Below are 19280 nucleotides of genomic sequence, written 5' to 3'. Positions count from 1 at the left end.
CTGTATAATTTGACTTTTCTTTTGCTTATAAGTTTCGTATAATGATATCTACAGCAGAACTCTTATGTAAGAGCTCCGCGCATTATAACGAACAGAGAGGCATAAGATATGATCAGTTTTGCAAATGATTACAGCGAAGGCGCTCATCCCCGGATTCTTGAAATGATGGGCAGGGCCAACCTGGAACAAAATGATGGCTACGGTCTGGATGCGCATAGTGAAAAAGCCAGGCAGCTTATAAAACGTGCGGTCGGCAGGGAGGATGTCTCCATTCATTTTCTGACCGGGGGCACACAGACGAATCTGCTGGCCATCTCCTCCGTGCTGCGCCCGCATCAGGCGGTTATAACGGCTTCTACCGGCCACATCAATGTCCATGAATGCGGCGCCATTGAAGCCGCAGGTCATAAAGTGCTCACCTGGCACTGCGAGGACGGCAGGCTGACTCCAGAAGGCATATGCCGCCTCTTTACCGAACATACTACAGAGCACATGGTTATGCCAAAGATGGTGTATCTCTCCGACTCCACAGAGCTCGGCACGATCTATACGAAGGCACAGCTGACCGACATACATAACTGCTGCCGGGAACACGGCCTGTATCTGTTTCTGGACGGAGCACGCATCGGCACCGCTCTGATGGCAGAGGGCAACGATCTGACCCTGCGAGATCTCGCCTCGCTTACCGATGCGTTCTATATCGGAGGCACAAAAAACGGCGCCCTCCTAGGGGAGGCATATGTGATCTGCAATCCCGCTTTTGATGAGGATTTTCGTTATCAGATGAAGCAGAAGGGCGCCATGCTGGCGAAGGGATTTTTAATCGGGATTCAGTACGAAGCGCTGTTTAAGGACAACCTGTATTTTGAACTGGCGGCTCATGCCAACCGGATGGCGCAGAGACTCAAAGACGGCATGCTAGATATGGGCGTAAAATTTCTGGTGGATTCCCCGACCAACCAGCAGTTTCCCATACTGGATCACCGTATTATCCAGCAGTTGGAACAGAAATTCCTGTTTCACACGGAAAAGGTGATCGATGAGGCCCATACCTGCATCCGCCTTGTCACCTCCTGGGCGACGAAAGAATCCTATGTGGAGGATTTCCTTAAGGATCTCCTGACACTGCTGTCCTGAACAGTTTTATATCATAGGAGCAATTTCTTATGATATAAATACAGCTGTAATTTGAAACCTGTACGGTTGCAAATTACAGCTGCAGTCATAAAAGTATGTTGTCTTTATGCGGTCAGGCGCAAGCGTGATTTAATTCCGGCCGCCGGTCCTGTAAGGCTGCGCCTTACAGGGAATCTGCAATCTCATAGAGAAGCCGCTCGGAATCCTCCCATCCCAGACAAGGATCGGTGATGGAACAGCCATAGACATGGTCGCCCACCTTCTGGCTTCCTTCGTGGATATAACTCTCGATCATAACGCCCTTCACCAGTCCGGCGATGTCCGGATCGTGCCGTCTGCTGTGCAGCACTTCCTTCACGATGCGGATCTGCTCTTTAAACTGCTTGTTGGAGTTGGAATGGTTCGCATCCACGATGCAGGCCGGGTTCTTGTAGTTTCTTAACTGGTACATTTCATAGAGGCGCCTTAAATCCTCATAGTGATAATTGGGCAGGGACTGTCCGTGCTTGTTCACAGCGCCGCGCAGAATCGTATGGGTCAGCTCGTTTCCGTCCGTCTTCACTTCCCAGCCGCGGTAAATAAAGGTATGTCCCATCTGTCCTGCCACTACGGAGTTCATCATGACGGACAGATCGCCGCTGGTCGGATTTTTCATGCCGGCCGGTACCTCCATGCCGCTGACAGTCAGACGGTGCTGCTGATTTTCTACCGATCTGGCTCCCACTGCCACATAGGAGAGCACGTCGGACAGATACCGGTAGTTCTCAGGATACAGCATCTCATCGGCCGGCGTCAGACCGGTCTCGCTGATCGCCCGCATATGCAGCTTACGGATCGCCAGCACACCCTCAAACAAATCCGGTTTTTTCTCCGGATCCGGCTGATGAAGCAGGCCCTTGTAGCCCTCTCCGGTGGTCCTGGGCTTATTGGTATAAATCCTGGGTATAATGATCACCCTGTCTTTTATCTTATCCTGTACCTTCGCCACGCGGTTGATATAGTCGCAAACCGCATCCTCGTTGTCTGCGGAACAGGGACCGATGATCGCGATAAACTGATCGCTCTCCCCTGTAAACACTTTTCTGATCAGCGCGTCGCGCTCCTCTTTCACCTTATGCAGCTTCGCAGAAAGGGGAAACTGCTCCTTCATCTCGGCAGGCGTCGGCAATTTCTGTACAAATTCAAAACTCATCTTCTTACGCTTCTTTCTTTCCTAAAAAATATGTGATGGCAGCGCCGCCGATCAACAGCACGATGCCGGCAATCACACGGATAACGGCCGTGTCCGAACTAAGATCTGCCAGTGCGTTGGTGTTGGAAAAAATAGCAACGGGGGAGGCTATAATCAGTCCCAGGATGGCGCTGTAGGTGATTGTCGTATGCTTTTTAAAGAGGTACTCGATCGCCTTGGCAATCAGGAAAATTCCAAGAATTACGCCGATTCCGAAGGGAAGCAACAGCATAAAGCCGTGTCCCAGACCGGCCATATCCATCACTTTTAACGCGTCCAGGAAATTCTTGATCGTATTTAACACTCCGTAATAGTAACCCAGGATCATCAGCACCAGAGAACCGCTGATTCCCGGCACCACCATAGTTGCTGAAGCGATCAGGCCCGCAAAAAACAGCTTGATCATATTGCCTGCATTTACATCGAAGGTCGTCAGCTCATTATCAGCACCCTGCTGGAAGGCCATAAATATGACCAGCGCAAACAATAGCACAAATGCGATCACATTTGCCGCCGATATCTTACCGCCCTGTTTCTCATCCAGCCCCGCTTTAAAATGCTTCACAAGAATCGGAATACCTCCCAGAATCAAGCCTACAAATGTCAGGCAGGTGGGCAGAGTATATTTGCTTAACAGAAATTCAATCGCATAGGTGAATCCCACAATACCGATGGCCGCGCCCAAAAGGATCGGAATCAGAGTCTGCAGGCTCTTTTTTACATTTTTCAGCAAACCGGTTATGGAGGATATCAGCCTGTCATAAATACCGAGGGATACCGCCATGGTGCCGCCGCTGACACCCGGTATGATATTGGCGATGCCAATAAAGATTCCTTTAATCAGGTCCATGATGTATTTCATTTTATTCGTCCTTTCCTGTGTTTTGCACACAGGAAACATTATATATTAGATTTTATGGCAGGTCAATGCGGAATCGGCAAAAAAAGGATGCTGCCGGCTGTTTCCGGCGCATCCTCTCATTGGCATCCTGCTATTTATGGGTGATTGAATAGTAATCGCTGCTGTCTTTATTGTAGCTGTAATAGAGCTCACTTTCTCCGAGATAAATAAAAACATACTGACTGCCGCTCCGGCAGGAAGCGATCTGTTCGCTGATGTCCTGCTTTTGGGTTTCATCAAACGTATCTCCGGTTATGTACTCTGCCAATGCAAAAAATAATTCTTCGGCTTTCTCCCTGTCCTGAATGCTTATGCTGACGCCTGTCAGCTTTCCGGTAAAGGTTTCCGTATCCACCGCAATCTGATCCAGCTGACTGTCGAGATTTAAGTAGGTGTGCGTACCGTAGGAGCTGGAAAAGCTACCGTCCTCCTTGTACTTAATGACGGTATTATAGCTGCTGACACTTTGTGAGACCACACTCTGTCCACGCTCTTTAAGCATTGCGGTTATCTGACTGACAGCCTCTGTCCCATCGATTTCATAGCAGCGAAGCATATTGGAGGGCTCTCCTAACTCCATCACCTGTTCATCCGTCAGCGTATAGTTAATATAATCATCATTCTCTACGCCTTCCACAGGGAAAGGAAATGTAATCGTATCCGTCACAGCTGCGCTCGTTTCCGCGCTGCCTCCAAAACTGCCCATCCCGTGGCTGACCAGGCTGGTGATCATATTGATCGCAAAGATCAGTATGATCCAGATTATGATCACCGCTGCGACTACTGTCGCCCCGGTAATCTTTTTCTTTGGGATCTCCCCATTGCTTCTGTAAGGGGAACCGCCGGAATAACTGCCGCCTGCACCTGCCGCCGTCCTGCCGCTCTGTCCGGCTCTGTTAGCATTCTCCCATACCGGATGCGTTCTTCCGGGTGCCGTATGGGTGCCGGGCGCAGTATGCGTGCTGCGCGCCGTGGTATAAGGCCTGGGAACATTGGCCCTGGGCGTTTCTTTTTTGGATCTGTTCGGCGGCACATAGCAGCGATTGCTGTGCTCATTGGGCAGACATTCTCCTGTAAATCTCACCGGTTCCTTGATTCTCTTCTTACACACAGGACAGTAATGCCCCTTTAGTTCACTGTCGCAGACCGGACATATATATCGAACCATACTCAATTCCTCCTCTGCTGCCGCAGCCCCTTAAGCCACAGCATGCTCTACTAGAATTATAAGAGAAAGATGATGCGCCGTCAACTCATTTCAGAGCCTAGAATATCCAGCTTTAGAATGCCCTGATGAGCGCCGCCAGGCGCAGGCAAAAAGCGGACACCGCACTGCCGTATTTTGCAGCATCGCGGTATCCGCTTTTTTCGCCAGCCGGAAATGCCTTAGTTCTTCCTGTGCCCACACTTGGGACATACACCGTCTTCATTTAACGCGCTGCCGCACAAAGGGCAGCGGTCGATCTGATTCTTAGTTGAAAATTCTGCCGATGCCGCATTGACACCGCTTGTAAAGGTGATTTTTGCGATATTCAGCTTGTCCTTGAGCAGGTCATAGACGATTTTGATCATCCCTTCAACGGTCATGGTCTCTTTGGTGACCACCAGTCTGCATTCAGGGTATGCAGTGGCAAGCTCTGTTTGAAAAGCCGGCCCCTTCCCAGGCTGTTTTCTGAATCTCATTGCAGGGGAACACCATATTAACCCCCGGATTCACCGAATCCTCAACCTCAATCGTTAAAATCCCCGTATGTCCGTGCAGATACTGCGCCTCACCCTTAAAACCAAAGAAACGATGAGCGTACTGCAGTTCCAGTGTCGTAATACTTCTCATGCTGTTACCCTCCTACAATTTATATTTACGGGATTACGCGCCCGCATACGCTCTCATTAAGCGGTCATTCACAGATCGGAGCCAGCTGGCTGTTCCCGTCTGCACTCGGGACAGAGATACTGTATTTTTAAATCGTAAGCTTCTATTTTAAAGCCTACCTGTCGCTCCAAATCAGATGTCATGTCAGCGAGGGAAATATCAACCAGCTTACCGCAGCGGCGGCAAATCAAATGGTCATGCCTTGTATTTCGGTCATACCGGTCCGGTTTTCCCTCCACACTGATTTTTCGGATATGTCAATATAGTACTTTTTACCAGTTCTGTCAAGTTTTTTATTCAAACTGCGACTGATACATCTGATAATAAAAGCCCTTGGCCTGCATCAGTTCCTGATGCTTTCCCTGCTCCACGATATCGCCGTCACGAACGACCAGGATCACGTCCGCATTGCGTATGGTGGAAAGACGGTGGGCGATGACAAAGCAGGTTTTTCCCTCCATCAGCCTTAGCATTGCTTCCTGGATCTGTATCTCCGTTCTTGTATCCACATTGGAGGTGGCCTCATCCAGTATCAGCATGCGCGCGTCCAACAGCATGGCCCTGGCGATCGTCAGCATTTGTTTCTGGCCTTTGGATATGTTCGTGCCGTCATCCGTCAGCACGGTATCATAGCCTTTGGGAAGGCTCATAATGTAATTATGGATGTTTGCGGCCTTCGCCGCCTCTATCACATCTTCCCTGGATGCCTTTTCATTGCCGTAGCGGATATTCTCATAGATTGTCCCCTTAAAAAGCCAGGTGTCCTGCAGCACCATCGCATAGGAGCGCCGTAAGCTGTCCCTGGTCACCTGATGGATTTCCTTTTGATCCACGGTGATTTCCCCACTGTTTACGTCATAGAAGCGCATGAGCAGATTGATCAGCGTTGTTTTTCCCGCCCCGGTAGGGCCCACGATCGCCACTGTTTTTCCCTGCTCTGCGCACATGCTAAGATCGTGGATGATCGTCTCCCCTTCATTGTAGCCAAATGCCACATGCTTTAGTTCTACATCGCCCTTCACATTTTTAAGTTCCCGGGCGCCTTCATCATCCGGCGCTTCCCACGGTTCATCGATCAGCTGGAACACTCTCTCAGCGGCCGCCAGCGCGGACTGAAATTCACTCATGATGTTTGCGGCCTCGTTGATCGGGCCGGAGAACTTTCTGGAATAAAGCACGAAGGATGAAATATTCCCCAGACTGATAGTCCCGTGCAGATAAGCGATGGCTCCGAACACGCTGATCAGGGTGAGGGATAAATTGTTGATGCCGTTCACGCAGGGGCCCACGGTCGATCCCATATAGTCCGCATTGTAATACGCATCCACCGCTTCTTTATTTTTCGCTTTAAACCGGTCAATGGTATTTTCCTCCTGGTGATAGGCCTTTAAGGTCTTTTGTCCGGAGATCATTTCCTCAACAAAGCCATTGAGTTCTCCCATTTTAGCCGAGCGCTTGCGAAACAGCGGCCGCGTGATACCGGTGAGCTTTTTGGTCATAATGATGGACAGGGGCACCGTAACCACAAAGATCAGAACCAGCTTCGGCGAGATCACCACCATCATCACAAAAGAAACGAGCACTGTGATGACGCTGGAACAGATCGCGATCAGATCCGAGGACAGGGAGGTATTCACCGTATCGATATCGTAGGATATCTTGCTGATAATGTCGCCGGTGGGATGGATGTCAAAGTAAGAAACCGGCAGTCCCATCAGCGTCTCAAATACTTCTTTCCTAAGCTGGTATGCCACCTTTTTGCTGAAATGCAGCATTAATAGTGTCAGCGCATAGGAAAGCAGAGAGGATATGAGATAACATACAAGCATCAGCCCCGCATAAAAGAAGACCTTGTCAAAGCGCACCGCGCCCGCGCCGAACTCGATATTATCGATGGCAAAACCGGACAGCATAGGGCCTAAGAGCGCCAGAAGGTTGCTTATAACCGCCAGAAGCACCGCGCCGGCAAACAGCAGTCGGTACTGAAGCAGGTATTTCACCAGCCTTTTGATCGTATGTTTTCTCTTCACAAGCAGTTTCTCTTTCTTCACGTCACTCACCCCCCATCTGTGACTGGCTGATTTCACGGTATATCTCACAGTCTCTCATCAGTTCTTCGTGGGTCCCATAACCGATCGTGCGCCCCTCATCCAGCACCAGGATATGATCCGCAAACATGACGGAACTGATTCGCTGAGCGATCATGATTGTTGTGGTGTCTGAAAAATGTGTGCGTATCTCACCGCGAAGCGCCGCATCGGTCTTATAATCCAGCGCGCTGGAGGAATCGTCTAAAATCAGTATCTCCGGTTCCGCCGCCAGCGCCCTCGCGATCAGCACCCTCTGTTTCTGGCCTCCTGACAGGTTTGCGCCTTTGATGGAAACCGTGTCCTCCATGCCGCCCTTTTTCCCGTCGATAAAGTCCTTTGCCCTGGCATAGGAAACCGCGTTCATGATCTGTTCGTCCGTAAGATCCCTGCCGAAACGGATATTTTCATAGATTGACTGGTTGAACAGAATGTCATTTTGAAATACAACGCCGAATTTGCGGCGCAGCGTTTCCATATCGATGGATTTCACATTGCGTCCGCCGATCAGGATCCTGCCCTGCGCCACATCATAAAACCGCATGAGCAGCTGTATAAGCGCCGTCTTCCCGGAACCGGTCGCGCCTATGATGCCCAGGGTCTCCCCTCTTTTCAGCGCAAAGTTTATATCGGACAGCGTGGATTTCTGGCCGCGGTAGGCGAAACTCACATTGCGAAATTCCACGTGATAAGGGGTGTCTTCCCGCGGTAACTCTTCCACTTTAAGCTGAGGTTCTAAAGCTAAAATCTCCGTGACGCGGCTGGCGGACGCGCTGGCCCTGGAACTGATCACAAACATACGGGATATGAAAAGCACCGCATTCAGGATCAGCACCACATAGGTCATAAAGGCGATGATTTCACCCGGCTGTGTAAGTCCGCGATTCACCCGGTAAGCACCGGCCAGAATCACCAGGACCAGGCCGATATTCAAAAACAGGTTCATGCCGGGATTGAGTATGCCCATGGTCCGTCCTGCCATCTGATCCTGTTCCACCACGTCGCTGTTGATCTGATGGAATTTTCTCTTTTCATAATCTGTCTTGGACAGCGCCTTAATCACACGTATTCCGGCCGCATCCTCACGCACCACCCGCACAAAGCGGTCGATCTTGATCTGCAGCAGACGAAACATCGGCAGCGCCTTCCTGTAGACCAGGATGATCATGATGACGATAAAAGGCAGCATGGACAGCATCATAAGCGTCAGAAACCAGTCCAGGGACAAGGTCATGATGATTCCTCCCAGGAACATGAACGGGGCGCGCACCCCCAGCCTCTGAGCCATGCTGATCATGTTGTGGATATTGTATGTATCGGTTGTTAAACGGGATATCATGGATGGAAGTGTGATCTCATCCACCTGCGAATTTGAAAGATAAGACATCTTGCGAAACAGGTCGTTGCGGATCTGTTCGGTCACATCCCTGGATACTTTGGATGCCTTTCGGTTTGCCGTAATATTCAGAATACATGCCGCAACCGTACATGCCAGCATGAGGAATCCAAACAGTATAATTTTATTCACACTTTTTTGGGGGATGACTTTGTCGATCATATAAGACAGGACCCATGGCAGAACCAGCTCTGCCATAGCACCCGTCATCTTCATCGTCAGCCCCCACAGCATTCCCCATCGGTAAGGGTAACAGTAGTTCAGTATCTTCTTCATTCCTTCTCCATCCTTTGCTGCTGTAGGTAACAGTGTTTCACTCATTCTCTCCAAATGTCCTTCACCGCGCGAAGGGCATTCTTCCAGGCGATTTTTTCTACCTGGGACTGCGTAAAGCCGTCCTTTATCAGCTGATCCCAAAGCAGAGGCACCTTATCCGCGCGGTCCAGCTCCAGATCCCCGCCGGTCCCGTCAAAATCCGTACCAAGCGCCAGGCACTCCATGCCGCCCACATCGGCGATATGGCGGGCATGACGGCTCATGTCGGCGATTCTGCTGCGCCGGTCATTCACATCCGCATTGAGGAAACCGGCACAGATATTGAGTCCGATCACCCCGCCCTTTTCAGCTACAATCCGAATCATATCATCCGACAGATTCCGCTTATTGGGTGACAGCGCGCGGGCATTGCTGTGAGAAGCGATAAACGGCTTCCTGCATACGGATGCGACATCATAAAAACCGCCCTCCGACAGATGGGACACATCCACAATCATCCCCAGCTCATTCATGTACTCCACCGCTTCCAGGCCGAAAGGCTTCAGCCCTCTTCCCATCACGTCCGGATCGTAGGAGTTGGGATACCCGAAGCAGTTTTCATAATTCCATGTCAGCGTGATCAGGCGGACTCCCATATCATAAAAACGTTTGAGATTATCCACTTTTCCGCGCACCGAGCGGCCGTCCTCAATGGTGAGTACCGCGGACATCCTGCCATCCTGTCGGTTTTTCTCCAGCTCTTTCCAGGATGACGCAAAGCGAATCCTGTCCTGGCTGCGTCCGGTCTCTTCCTTTAAGCGGGCGGCCAGACACTCCAGATATTCCTCTTCGGTGACCGTATTTTGAAACCGCTTCTCCCACTCTGCCTCAGGCGGCAGCCATATGGCGAAAAACTGCGCCATGCACCCTCCGTCCGTCAGCTTATCAAAATCCACCGCGCAGCTGTTATGTACCAGGGTCGGATCTTGTGTGCCGTACTGCTCACTCAGGGTATCACAGTGAAGATCAATGTAATTCATAAATATAACCTCCTCCATACATATTATTAAGGAAGGTTCTGCCTCATGCATGCACATTCGCCGCATGGGACACACCTTCCCGATGTATTGCAGTCTAGCCTGCGCACATTTGTATGCGCTTTCATATATAAAGAATACCACCAAAATCCTTCTCTGAGAATCCGTTAAAAATAAATGGTCGATTTTCAGCAGTTTTTGCCCGAAATTCGACTGTTTTACTATGGAAGCGAAAAACGGCGGGGCTATGCCCCGCCGCCATGAAACTAGTACTAACCGTATCTGTCAGTTAAGCAGCATCCGGTCGTTGGCAAATTCTTCCCCGCTGACCGTTTCAAATTTCTCAAGCAGATCCGCCACTTTCAGATTCTTTTTTTCTTCACCCGCCACATCATAGATGATCCTGCCCTCATGCATCATGATGAGACGGTTTCCATACGCGATGGCATCCTTCATGTTATGGGTTACCATCATCGCCGTCAGATTCTTGCTGGCCACAATTTCTTGGGTGATTGCCAGCACTTTTTTAGCAGTTTTAGGATCCAGCGCAGCGGTGTGTTCATCCAGAAGCAGAAGCTTCGGATCCTGCAGAGTGGCCATCAAAAGCGTCAGCGCCTGGCGCTGTCCGCCGGATAATAGCCCCACCTTGGCCGTCATCCGATCTTCCAGGCCGAGATCCAGGATCCGCAGCTTTTCCCGATAGAGCGCTTTCTCGTCTTTTTTAATGCCCCAGCCCAGTCCCCTGCGGCGTCCCCGCCGAAAGGCCATAGCCAGATTTTCCTGTATCTCCATGTCGGATGCGGTCCCCATCATGGGATCCTGAAATACCCGTCCCAGCAGCCAGGCTCTTGAATGCTCCGGCTTCCTGCTGATATCCACCCCATCCAGAATGATTGAGCCCCGGTCAATGGGATAGACTCCGGCAATCATATTGAGCATCGTAGATTTGCCGGCGCCGTTACCTCCGATAATCGTAACAAAATCGCCCTTCTCCAATTCCAGATTCAGATTGGACAGCGCTTTTTTCTCATTCACAGTACCCGGATTAAACGTTTTATATACCTGTTTTATTGATAACATCATGGCTGTTTATCCTCCCCATTCGGTACTGCCGGTGCGCTGACCAGCTTCTTCATCTTCCATTTCTTCACGACCGTGGGGATCGCTAAGGCTACCGCCACCACCAGAGCGGTGAGCAGCTTCAGATCGTCGGTGCTAAGTCCGGCCTGCAGCACAAAAGCGATTACGATACGGTAAATGACCGATCCCACCACCACAGATGCCAGCTTATAGGCAAAGGAGAAACGTTTGCCAAAGATCACCTCGCCGATCACGATGGAAGCGAGCCCGATAACGATCGCGCCCGTACCGCTGTTCACATCGCCATAACCCTGACTCTGTGCCACAAGCGCGCCCGACAGGGCTACCAGACCGTTACTGACCATAAGCCCCAGCAGCTTCATAAACTTTGTGCTGGCGCCCAGTGAACGGACCATATATTCATTATTGCCGGTGGCGCGCAGGGCACACCCGATCTCCGTACCGAAGAACCAGTACAGTATGCCGATCACCGCCGCCACAATCAGAACACCTAAGATCAGGGAAGCCACTGTTTTATTCACCGGTATCCATCCGGTAACACGGTCAATCACCGTTTCTACCTTGAGCATCGGCAGATTGGCCCGGCCCATGATGCGGATATTGATGGAATAAAGAGCGATCTGAGTCAATATCCCGGCCAAAATTGCGGGTATCTCAAATACTGTATGTAAAAATCCGGTCACAAAACCGGCTGCCAGTCCCGCAAGGATCGCGATCAGCAGTGCCAGAACCGGATCTACTCCCCCCATCACCAATGCGGCGCAGGTACAGGAGCCCAGTGAAAAACTTCCGTCCACGGTCAGATCCGCCACATCCAACACCCGAAAGGTGATATAAACTCCCAGTACCATCACGCCCCACATCACGCCCTGGGAAACAGCGCCCGGCATCGCTGCCAGCAAACTCGATAAACTCATTGTAACCTCCCTATGTCACCATATGCCAAAGGAAAGGAAAACGGAGAATTCCCGAACGAAAATTTCTCCGTTCCCCTTTCCTTTACGGCAATCGCCGGTTCTTATCTTATTTATTCTGTGCTGCAATCTCATCCAGCACGTCCTGGGGAATCGTAATGCCCAGAGCCGCGGCGGTGTCTTCATTCACCGCAAGCGCGCAGTCTTCTTTCGGCAGATATCCGATGGGCAGATCGGCCGGCTTGGCTTCTCCCTCCAGGATTTTGACCGCCTGCTGTGCGGTCAGCTTGCCGAGATTGTAGTAGCTCAACCCATAGGTGGCCAGCCCGCCGTTCTCGACCATACCTTCCTCACCCACGATGCATGGGATGTTGTTCTGGCTTGCGATCATGCTGACGGTTGCCATGGCCCCTGCGATCAGGTTATCTGTGGGCGAATAAATCACATCCACCTTGCCTACCAGGGATTCCACCACAGACTGCACATCCGCCGCCTGGGAAGCGGTTGCCTCCACCCATTCCATGCCGGCAGCCTCAATCTCTGTCTTGGCGATATCAGCCTGATATCTGGAATTGTCCTCTGCGGAGCTGTAAAGGATTGCCACAGTCTTGGCATCGGGGATGATTCTCTTAAGCAGTTCGATCTGATCTTTAATCGGCGTCAGGTCTGAGGTGCCCGTAACATTTCCCCCGGGAGCTTCATTGCTGTCCACCAAGCCTGCGCTGGCAGGATCCGTGACCGCCGTTACCAGGATCGGGATATCCGAGGTAGCTCCCGCGGCCGCCTGCGCCGCCGGAGTGGCAATGGCCAGGATCAAATCCTCACCGTCGTTTACCAGCTTTTGAGCGATAGTTACGCAGTTTGACTGATCCCCTTGGGCGTTCTGCTGATCAATCGTTATATTTTCTCCATCCACATATCCAGCTTCAGCCAGGCCATCTACAAATCCCTTATTCGCCGCATCCAATGCGTTATGGGGCATCAGCTGAATAATGCCGATTTTTTTCACTTCATCTTTTGACGCGGGTTTTCCGGAGCTGCTGCAGCCGGCCGCCGCCAATACCATCGCTGCACACAGCAGGAGGGATACTGCTTTTTTTGTCTTTTTCATATTCTTCTCACCTTTTTCTAAATTCTAACGGTTTAAAGCTTTAATGCTTTGGCGCTTTGACCCGTTAAATTATTCTACAACAAAATTTGGGATTCGTCAACTAAGTTCTTGAGAAAAAAGAATGCCGCTCGTATGCCGCCTGGCGTACTCAGAAAAAGAAGAGACTCCTTGGCAAGGGAGCCTCTTCTTTTTGGCATAATGGGTTTTGGGTTTGTTATATATAGTATTTATCTCTGAACTCTGGCGCCTGCTCCGCCCATCAGTCTTTCCACTTCCTTTAAGCTGGCCATAGTGGTATCGCCAGGAGTGGTCATAGCTAATGCGCCGTGTGCCGCACCATAGTTAACAGCTTTTTCTGCATCTCCGGTGGTCATCAGACCGTAGATCAGTCCGGATGCGAAGGAATCACCGCCGCCTACACGGTCCATGATTTCCAGTCCTTTGTAATCGGCAGCCTTGAAGATCTGGCCGTCCGCCCAGCAAAGTGCGCTCCAGTCGTTGACCGTGGCTGTCTTCACTTCTCTTAAGGTGGTTGCAACCGCCTTGAAATTCGGGTAAGTCTTTACTGCTGTTTCAATCATCTTTTTATATCCGTCAATGTTGAGTTCCTTCAGGTTCTCGTCATTTCCCTCGATTTCAAAGCCCAGGCATGCGGTAAAGTCCTCTTCGTTGCCGATCATGACATCCACATACTTCGCGATTTCTTTATTAACTTCCTGTGCCTTGGCCTGTCCGCCGATCGCGCTCCACAGAGAAGGTCTGTAGTTTAAGTCATAGGATACAATTGTACCGTATTTCTTGGCAGCCTTGATTGCAGCGACTACGGTTTCGGAAGTTTCCTCGGACAGCGCCGCATAGATGCCGCCGGTATGCAGCCATCTTGCGCCCAGTTCGCCGAAGATGTAATCAAAGTCAAAATCTTCCGGTCTCATCTTGGATATTGCGGTATTGGCTCTGTCGGAACAGCCCACAGCGCCGCGCACACCGAAACCTCTTTCGGTAAAGTTCAGGCCGTTTCTGCAGGTTCTGCCGATGCCGTCTGTCTTCACCCATTTGATCAGGGATGTATCCACACCGCCCTGCATGATCAGGTCCTCTAACAGCATGCCCACTTCATTGTCAGCAAACGCTGTGATCACACCGGTATCCATGCGGAAGCATTTCTTTAATCCTCTCGCTACATTGTATTCTCCGCCGCCTTCCCATACGCGGAAGGATCTGGCATTGCGGATACGTCCTTCACCGGGATCCAGACGGATCATTACCTCGCCCAGGGACACCATATCATATTTACATTCGCTCTTCGGTCTTAAATTGAAATCCATTTCAAACTCTCCTTAATGTTTTATTTTGCAAGATTTGCTCTGGCATCCGCCACCGCTTTTACGAATTCCTGTGCCTTAGCGGTCACTGCCGCATAATCGCCCTTCTTAGCGCCGGCGGTCAGATTGCTGCCTGTACCAACCGCACAGGCTCCTGCCTTCAACCATTTCTCAACATTATCCACGTCAACGCCGCCGGAAGGCATGAACTCGCCCTGCGGAAGCGGTCCTCTAAAGGAGCTGATCGCTGCAGGTCCTACAATATTGCCGGGGAATACTTTGATGATATCACATCCCAGTTCCAGTGCGGTAATGGCCTCGGTGGGAGTCATAACACCGGGCAGCATGGGCACTCTGTAACGGTTGCAGAGTTTCACGGTTTCCGGATTTAAGCCCGGGCTCACTACATACTGAGCGCCTGCAAGGATTACGGCTCTTGCGGTCTCCGGATCCAGTACGGTGCCAGCGCCGATCACTACATTTTTATTGTCCCTGTACTTGTCACACATCGCCTTGATGATATCCACAGCACCGGGAACCGTCATCGTGATCTCGATAAAGTTGATGCCGCCGGCGATGATAGCGTCAATGACCTTTTCGCCCTGCTCTTTGCTCTCCGCACGCACAACTGCTACCAGACACTCGTCCTTCATTTTTGTGATTACCTGTTCTTTTTTCATCTCATTACCTATCCGCGCGCTGCGACGCGCTCACTCATGGCCGAATACGCATATTTATCCGACCTCATTCTTTATTGTTCGTATATACGAATTCATTTCATAAATACGATTTCCATATTTTTATCTTATATGTGCCGGCGAAATTTGTCAACTGTTTTTCTGTACTAATTAAAATACAATACACTTCATTCTCAGGAGATATATCCCAGCAGCCTTGAGAGCTTCTGCGCCTGCTGTTTTGTCAGTTCCCCCAGCGCCTCATAATCTTCATCCCTGCGGTAAAGGCTGGAAACGCTGATCGCACCCAAAACCTTGGCATCCCGGTCAAATACCGGCGCGCCGACACATACCATATGTTCTTCCACTTCTCTGAAATCCATGGCATATCCCCTTATCTGCACTTTTTCCAGTTCCGCTTTCAGCGCGTCTCCGCTCAAAATAGTATTAGCGGTTCTGGGCTTAAAATGCATGCGGGAAATCAGAAGTTCCTGATCGGCCGGCTCAAGATTAGCCAATATCGCTTTACCCAGGGAGGTGCAGTACATCGGGTTTTTACTCCCGACCGTAGCGGTGGTAATGATCGGATTTTCCGGCTCCGCTTTCGTGATATAAACCACCTCGTGATCCGCCTGCATGCCGAAAAACACCGTCCGCCCGGTCTCCCTGGCAAATGCCCGAAGTTCCGGCTCAATCACACTGATGAAGTTTAAATTGTTCGTATAATTCATGCCGATGCGGTAAGCCTGCAGCCCGATGGTATATTTCTGTTTCTGCCCCGGTGCTACGTTGACCATCCCCATGGCCGCCAGCGTAGTGATGATGTCATAGCAGCTGGTTTTGGGCAGTTCCAGCTGCCCGCAGATTTCATCCAGCGAGACGCCTTCCGGATTTTTGGAAACCAGTTTCAGAATTTCCACGGTTCTCTGCGTCGTGCGGTTCATTTTCATAAAGTCACACCCTGTTTGAATATCGCCATATCATGGAAGCCTGCCTCTTCCGCCTTTACTTTCCTGCCGGAAGCCACATCCAGTACCAGCCTGAACAGATCTAAAGACAGCTCTTCCATGCTCATCTCCTCCACCAGGCGGCCGGCGTTAAAATCTATCCAGTTCGCTTTATTTCCTGCCAGCCGCGAATTGCTGCTGATCTTGAGAGTCGGCACAGGTGAGGCAAACGGAGTACCTCTTCCGGTGGTAAACAGCACAATCTGGGCGCCGGAAGCAGCGCACGCCGTGGCCGCCACCAAATCGTTGCCGGGTGCGGAAAGTAAATTCAGGCCCTTTGTCTTCACCGGCTCTGCATAGGCCAGCACCCCTTTTACAAGAGCGCTTCCCGACTTCTGTGTACAGCCCAGCGACTTATCCTCCAAAGTGGAGATCCCGCCCTTTTTATTGCCAGGTGAAGGATTTTCGTAAATAGTCTGGTTATGGCTTGTAAAATATTCCTTAAAATCATTGATCAGATCCACTGTCTTTTCAAAGAGGGCTTCATCGGCACAGCGGTCCATCAAAAGCGTCTCAGCACCGAACATCTCCGGCACCTCGGTGAGGATTGTGGTACCCCCTTTTGAGATCAGCAGATCGGAGAATGCTCCCACTACAGGATTTGCCGTAATGCCGGAAAGGCCGTCAGAGCCCCCGCACTTCATGCCGATGACCAGTTCGCTTGCCGGCGTTTTTTCCCTGACAAAACTTCCCGCGTATTCGGCGAGCTCTTCCAAAAGCTTCAGAGCTTCTTCCTGCTCATCCTCCACATCCTGGCAGACAAGGAATTTCACCCGGTTGGGATCGTACTCCCCGATATATTTTTTCAGTTCCTCGATATTGCTGTTCTCACAGCCAAGTCCCATCACCAGCACGCCTCCGGCATTGGGATGATTCACCAGATCCGCAAGGATTTTTCTCGTATTGTCCTGGTCATCGCCCATCTGTGAGCACCCGTACGGATGTGTGAATGCAACCACATCCTCAACCGTGCCCCTGATCAGATATCCGGCACGCTTTTCCACTGCCTGAACAATGCTGTTAACACAGCCTACGGTCGGTATGATCCACAGTTCGTTGCGGACGCCTGTCCTGCCGTCTTTCCTCCTGTATCCTAAAAACCAGGCATCCTCTGTGGGAGCGAGGTCCTTCCCTGTGGGATGGTAAGTATAGGAAAGCACCTCTCCCAGCGCTGTTTTCACATTATGCACATGAACCCATTCGCCGGGCAAGATATCTTTCGTGGCATAGCCGATGCGGAATCCGTATTTGATCACCTCTTCCCCCGCTTTCATTGGCCTGATGGCAAATTTATGTCCCTGGGGGATCTCTGTAACCGTCACCACGTCAAAGCCGGGGCCGGTCAGATGAGTCCCTTCCGGAATCGGTTTTAAAGCCACCGCCACCGTATCTTTTGCATTAATTCTGATCGTATCCTGCATATTCTCCTCTTTCCTGCGCTCTTATAAGCCGCCGTTTTCCGGTCTTTATCGGCGCAAAACACGCTATCTATACGCTTGTAAGTACTTACATTGTAATGTTTGAAACAGATTTCGTCAAGTGGTTAACGGACAGGAATATCTGTCATGCCCGGTAATCTTCCCGGATAAACGGTTTTTCAATCTTTGTATTGACCAACAGTCCGTATTTTGCAGGATGCCGGTAAGCGTTGCCGTGTACTTCGCTTTCACGGTATTGGCGTAATTTGGCCAGGTCGAGTTCCGCAATATAAATACCTTCGGCCCCGTCCGCCTGCAATATGCAGGTATCCCGCGAATCATTTGGGCAGGCATTGGGAACGAGAATGAGCTCCGCCCCTTTCAACATCGGGATCTCTTCCGCTTTCCATTCTTCAACAGGCCGGTCATAGATTTTATAGCCATTGCTCCACATTTCAGGAAATAATGTGAGGTCGGCACCCAACGCTTTGGCTTTTCTGCAAGAGATTAGGACAGATGAGGTAATCTTTTGCATACTGTCTATTCACAGTTACCGTAAACTTTCCCCCATGCACTGCTTTATCGGGCCGTGAACACTAACAGTATAGCATTTTTATAGCAATTATTCTAGTGAACAGACGCGCTAAAAATATATTGCCAACCACATCTAAATAAGGTATAATGATCAAGGGATGTAAGTGCTTACAGTCCTGTTCTTTCATATAAAACAAGGTAATATTGCGGCCGCATAACAGTACCGGCAATATAGATAAGAGGTGATTTTTTGAACATATACGATGTTTCAGAGCGTGCCGGAGTTTCCATCGCAACGGTATCCCGCGTGCTGAACGGGAATCCCAATGTCAGTCCGAAAACCCGCGAACGGGTGCTTTCCGTCATGGATGAGCTGGGATATACACCGAATGTATTCGCCAGAGGACTGGGACTTGGCAGCATGAAAACCATAGGTATTATGTGCTCCGATTCATCCGATATCTATCTGGCCAATGCCATCTACTTTCTGGAACGGGAGCTTCGCAATTTCGGTTATGATTCCATCCTTTGCTGCACCGGATATACGCTGGAGAATAAAAAGAACTATTTAAATCTGCTTCTCTCCAAGCGTGTGGATGCGCTGATTCTGCTGGGTTCCAAATTCATAGAATCCAGGGAAAAGGACAATGCCTATATCTTAAACGCCGCAAAAACAGTGCCGGTTATGCTGGTAAACGGCTATCTGGAGGGTGACAATGTCTACAGCACGCTCTGCGATGACTACACGGCCGTATTTTCCGCCGTATCATCATTGATTGAAGAGGGCCGGAAAGATATACTCTACCTCTATACCAGCGATTCCTACAGCGGGCACAACAAGATGCGCGGTTATACGGAAGCCTGTCTGGAAGGCGGACTTTCGGCGGACCGGCAGCATATCCATCAGCTCCCCAAAGATATCCAGGCTTCCTATCATTACATGGAGGAGTTAAGCGCTAAGGGATCACACTTCGACGCTGTGGTGTGCAGTTCGGACAATCTGGCCGTAGGGGTTGTGAAATTCGCCCTGGTAAACCGACTATCCATGCCGGATGATTTAAGCGTCATCGGTTATAACAACTCGGTTCTCGCCCTCTGCTGTGAGCCGGAACTTAGCAGCATCGACAGCAAAATCGAGGCGCTTTGCATCAATACCGTCAGCACTCTGATGGGAGCCTTTGAGGGCAAAAATGTTCCCGGCCGTACTGCAATCACCGCGGAACTGATCAAACGGGCAACAACAAAATTTTAATGATATAATTTCTAAGGAGGATTTTTT

At 50.5% G+C, this 19280-nt stretch carries 17 protein-coding genes and 1 pseudogene; 2 read left to right on the top strand and 16 right to left on the bottom strand.

All coding sequences use genetic code 11. The features are described 5' to 3' along the window. Nucleotides 1–108 precede the first annotated feature (108 nt). The gene (locus tag DWZ56_RS15775) at nucleotides 109–1137 is read left to right on the top strand and encodes a threonine aldolase family protein (RefSeq protein WP_118557564.1); all 1029 of its coding nucleotides are present in this window, start codon (nucleotides 109–111) and stop codon (nucleotides 1135–1137) included. Nucleotides 1138–1300: 163 nt separating this feature from the next. Here the strand turns inward: DWZ56_RS15775 and DWZ56_RS15770 are convergent, their stop codons facing one another. From DWZ56_RS15770 to DWZ56_RS15695, 16 genes and pseudogenes are all read right to left on the bottom strand, one after another. After that, entirely contained in the window at nucleotides 1301–2329 is a 1029-nt protein-coding gene (locus DWZ56_RS15770; protein ID WP_118557563.1) for a 3-deoxy-7-phosphoheptulonate synthase, read from the bottom strand. Between the two features lie 4 nt (nucleotides 2330–2333). Then, nucleotides 2334–3230 carry a DUF368 domain-containing protein gene (locus DWZ56_RS15765; protein WP_118557562.1) on the bottom strand — a complete coding sequence of 299 codons (897 nt, stop codon included), beginning with the start codon at nucleotides 3228–3230 and terminating at the stop codon, nucleotides 2334–2336. Nucleotides 3231–3360: 130 nt separating this feature from the next. Next, on the bottom strand, nucleotides 3361–4437 hold the full coding sequence (locus DWZ56_RS15760; protein WP_118557561.1) for a hypothetical protein: 1077 nt from the start codon (nucleotides 4435–4437) through the stop codon (nucleotides 3361–3363). 218 nt (nucleotides 4438–4655) lie between these two features. Then, nucleotides 4656–5103, bottom strand: a pseudogene (locus DWZ56_RS15755) (6-carboxytetrahydropterin synthase). 68 nt (nucleotides 5104–5171) lie between these two features. Continuing rightward, entirely contained in the window at nucleotides 5172–5387 is a 216-nt protein-coding gene (locus tag DWZ56_RS15750) for a transcriptional repressor (RefSeq protein WP_279220305.1), read from the bottom strand. Nucleotides 5388–5435: 48 nt separating this feature from the next. After that, a complete protein-coding gene (locus DWZ56_RS15745; protein ID WP_176927032.1) occupies nucleotides 5436–7193 on the bottom strand; it encodes an ABC transporter ATP-binding protein in 1758 nt (585 codons plus the stop codon). 1 nt (nucleotide 7194) lies between these two features. Continuing rightward, nucleotides 7195–8901, bottom strand: a complete 1707-nt coding sequence (locus tag DWZ56_RS15740; protein WP_118557603.1) for an ABC transporter ATP-binding protein — start codon at nucleotides 8899–8901, stop codon at nucleotides 7195–7197. Between the two features lie 41 nt (nucleotides 8902–8942). Next, nucleotides 8943–9920: a dipeptidase gene (locus DWZ56_RS15735; protein WP_118557558.1), complete on the bottom strand. Its 978-nt coding sequence runs from the start codon at nucleotides 9918–9920 to the stop codon at nucleotides 8943–8945. A gap of 282 nt (nucleotides 9921–10202) precedes the next feature. Then, on the bottom strand, nucleotides 10203–10997 hold the full coding sequence (locus tag DWZ56_RS15730) for an ABC transporter ATP-binding protein (RefSeq protein WP_118557602.1): 795 nt from the start codon (nucleotides 10995–10997) through the stop codon (nucleotides 10203–10205). Then, nucleotides 10997–11935: an ABC transporter permease gene (locus DWZ56_RS15725; protein WP_118557557.1), complete on the bottom strand. Its 939-nt coding sequence runs from the start codon at nucleotides 11933–11935 to the stop codon at nucleotides 10997–10999. The genes DWZ56_RS15730 and DWZ56_RS15725 overlap by 1 nt, the downstream gene beginning before the upstream one ends. A gap of 106 nt (nucleotides 11936–12041) precedes the next feature. Continuing rightward, a complete protein-coding gene (locus tag DWZ56_RS15720; RefSeq protein ID WP_118557556.1) occupies nucleotides 12042–13043 on the bottom strand; it encodes an ABC transporter substrate-binding protein in 1002 nt (333 codons plus the stop codon). 227 nt (nucleotides 13044–13270) lie between these two features. Continuing rightward, entirely contained in the window at nucleotides 13271–14368 is a 1098-nt protein-coding gene (locus DWZ56_RS15715) for a sugar kinase (RefSeq protein ID WP_118557555.1), read from the bottom strand. A 20-nt stretch (nucleotides 14369–14388) separates the two neighbouring features. After that, on the bottom strand, nucleotides 14389–15045 hold the full coding sequence (locus DWZ56_RS15710; RefSeq protein ID WP_118557554.1) for a bifunctional 2-keto-4-hydroxyglutarate aldolase/2-keto-3-deoxy-6-phosphogluconate aldolase: 657 nt from the start codon (nucleotides 15043–15045) through the stop codon (nucleotides 14389–14391). A 191-nt stretch (nucleotides 15046–15236) separates the two neighbouring features. Then, complete coding sequence (locus DWZ56_RS15705) at nucleotides 15237–15992, bottom strand: IclR family transcriptional regulator (RefSeq protein ID WP_118557553.1); 756 nt, start codon at nucleotides 15990–15992, stop codon at nucleotides 15237–15239. Then, nucleotides 15989–17470 carry a UxaA family hydrolase gene (locus tag DWZ56_RS15700; protein WP_118557552.1) on the bottom strand — a complete coding sequence of 494 codons (1482 nt, stop codon included), beginning with the start codon at nucleotides 17468–17470 and terminating at the stop codon, nucleotides 15989–15991. The genes DWZ56_RS15705 and DWZ56_RS15700 overlap by 4 nt, the downstream gene beginning before the upstream one ends. 142 nt (nucleotides 17471–17612) lie before the next feature. After that, nucleotides 17613–18002: a hypothetical protein gene (locus DWZ56_RS15695; protein WP_243095315.1), complete on the bottom strand. Its 390-nt coding sequence runs from the start codon at nucleotides 18000–18002 to the stop codon at nucleotides 17613–17615. Nucleotides 18003–18251: 249 nt separating this feature from the next. Between DWZ56_RS15695 and DWZ56_RS15690 the strand changes: the two genes are divergently transcribed. Further along, the gene (locus DWZ56_RS15690; RefSeq protein WP_118557551.1) at nucleotides 18252–19253 is read left to right on the top strand and encodes a LacI family DNA-binding transcriptional regulator; all 1002 of its coding nucleotides are present in this window, start codon (nucleotides 18252–18254) and stop codon (nucleotides 19251–19253) included. Nucleotides 19254–19280: the final 27 nt, after the last annotated feature.

This window comes from Lachnotalea sp. AF33-28 (assembly GCF_003477885.1).
Classification (GTDB): Bacteria; Bacillota; Clostridia; order Lachnospirales; family Lachnospiraceae; genus AF33-28.
This window is presented reverse-complemented; position numbering and strand designations above follow the sequence as displayed.

Excerpts from the sequence above, each read along its gene's own strand:
- DWZ56_RS15770 (WP_118557563.1), bottom strand. The coding sequence starts at position 2,329 with ATGAGTTTTGAATTTGTACAGAAATTGCCGACGCCTGCCGAGATGAAG.
- DWZ56_RS15735 (WP_118557558.1), bottom strand. The coding sequence starts at position 9,920 with ATGAATTACATTGATCTTCACTGTGATACCCTGAGTGAGCAGTACGGC.
- DWZ56_RS15705 (WP_118557553.1), bottom strand. The coding sequence starts at position 15,992 with ATGAAAATGAACCGCACGACGCAGAGAACCGTGGAAATTCTGAAACTG.
- DWZ56_RS15710 (WP_118557554.1), bottom strand. The coding sequence starts at position 15,045 with ATGAAAAAAGAACAGGTAATCACAAAAATGAAGGACGAGTGTCTGGTA.
- DWZ56_RS15695 (WP_243095315.1), bottom strand. The coding sequence starts at position 18,002 with ATGCAAAAGATTACCTCATCTGTCCTAATCTCTTGCAGAAAAGCCAAA.
- DWZ56_RS15760 (WP_118557561.1), bottom strand. The coding sequence starts at position 4,437 with ATGGTTCGATATATATGTCCGGTCTGCGACAGTGAACTAAAGGGGCAT.
- DWZ56_RS15730 (WP_118557602.1), bottom strand. The coding sequence starts at position 10,997 with ATGTTATCAATAAAACAGGTATATAAAACGTTTAATCCGGGTACTGTG.
- DWZ56_RS15725 (WP_118557557.1), bottom strand. The coding sequence starts at position 11,935 with ATGAGTTTATCGAGTTTGCTGGCAGCGATGCCGGGCGCTGTTTCCCAG.
- DWZ56_RS15765 (WP_118557562.1), bottom strand. The coding sequence starts at position 3,230 with ATGAAATACATCATGGACCTGATTAAAGGAATCTTTATTGGCATCGCC.
- DWZ56_RS15775 (WP_118557564.1), top strand. The coding sequence starts at position 109 with ATGATCAGTTTTGCAAATGATTACAGCGAAGGCGCTCATCCCCGGATT.
- DWZ56_RS15720 (WP_118557556.1), bottom strand. The coding sequence starts at position 13,043 with ATGAAAAAGACAAAAAAAGCAGTATCCCTCCTGCTGTGTGCAGCGATG.
- DWZ56_RS15740 (WP_118557603.1), bottom strand. The coding sequence starts at position 8,901 with ATGAAGAAGATACTGAACTACTGTTACCCTTACCGATGGGGAATGCTG.
- DWZ56_RS15715 (WP_118557555.1), bottom strand. The coding sequence starts at position 14,368 with ATGGATTTCAATTTAAGACCGAAGAGCGAATGTAAATATGATATGGTG.
- DWZ56_RS15700 (WP_118557552.1), bottom strand. The coding sequence starts at position 17,470 with ATGCAGGATACGATCAGAATTAATGCAAAAGATACGGTGGCGGTGGCT.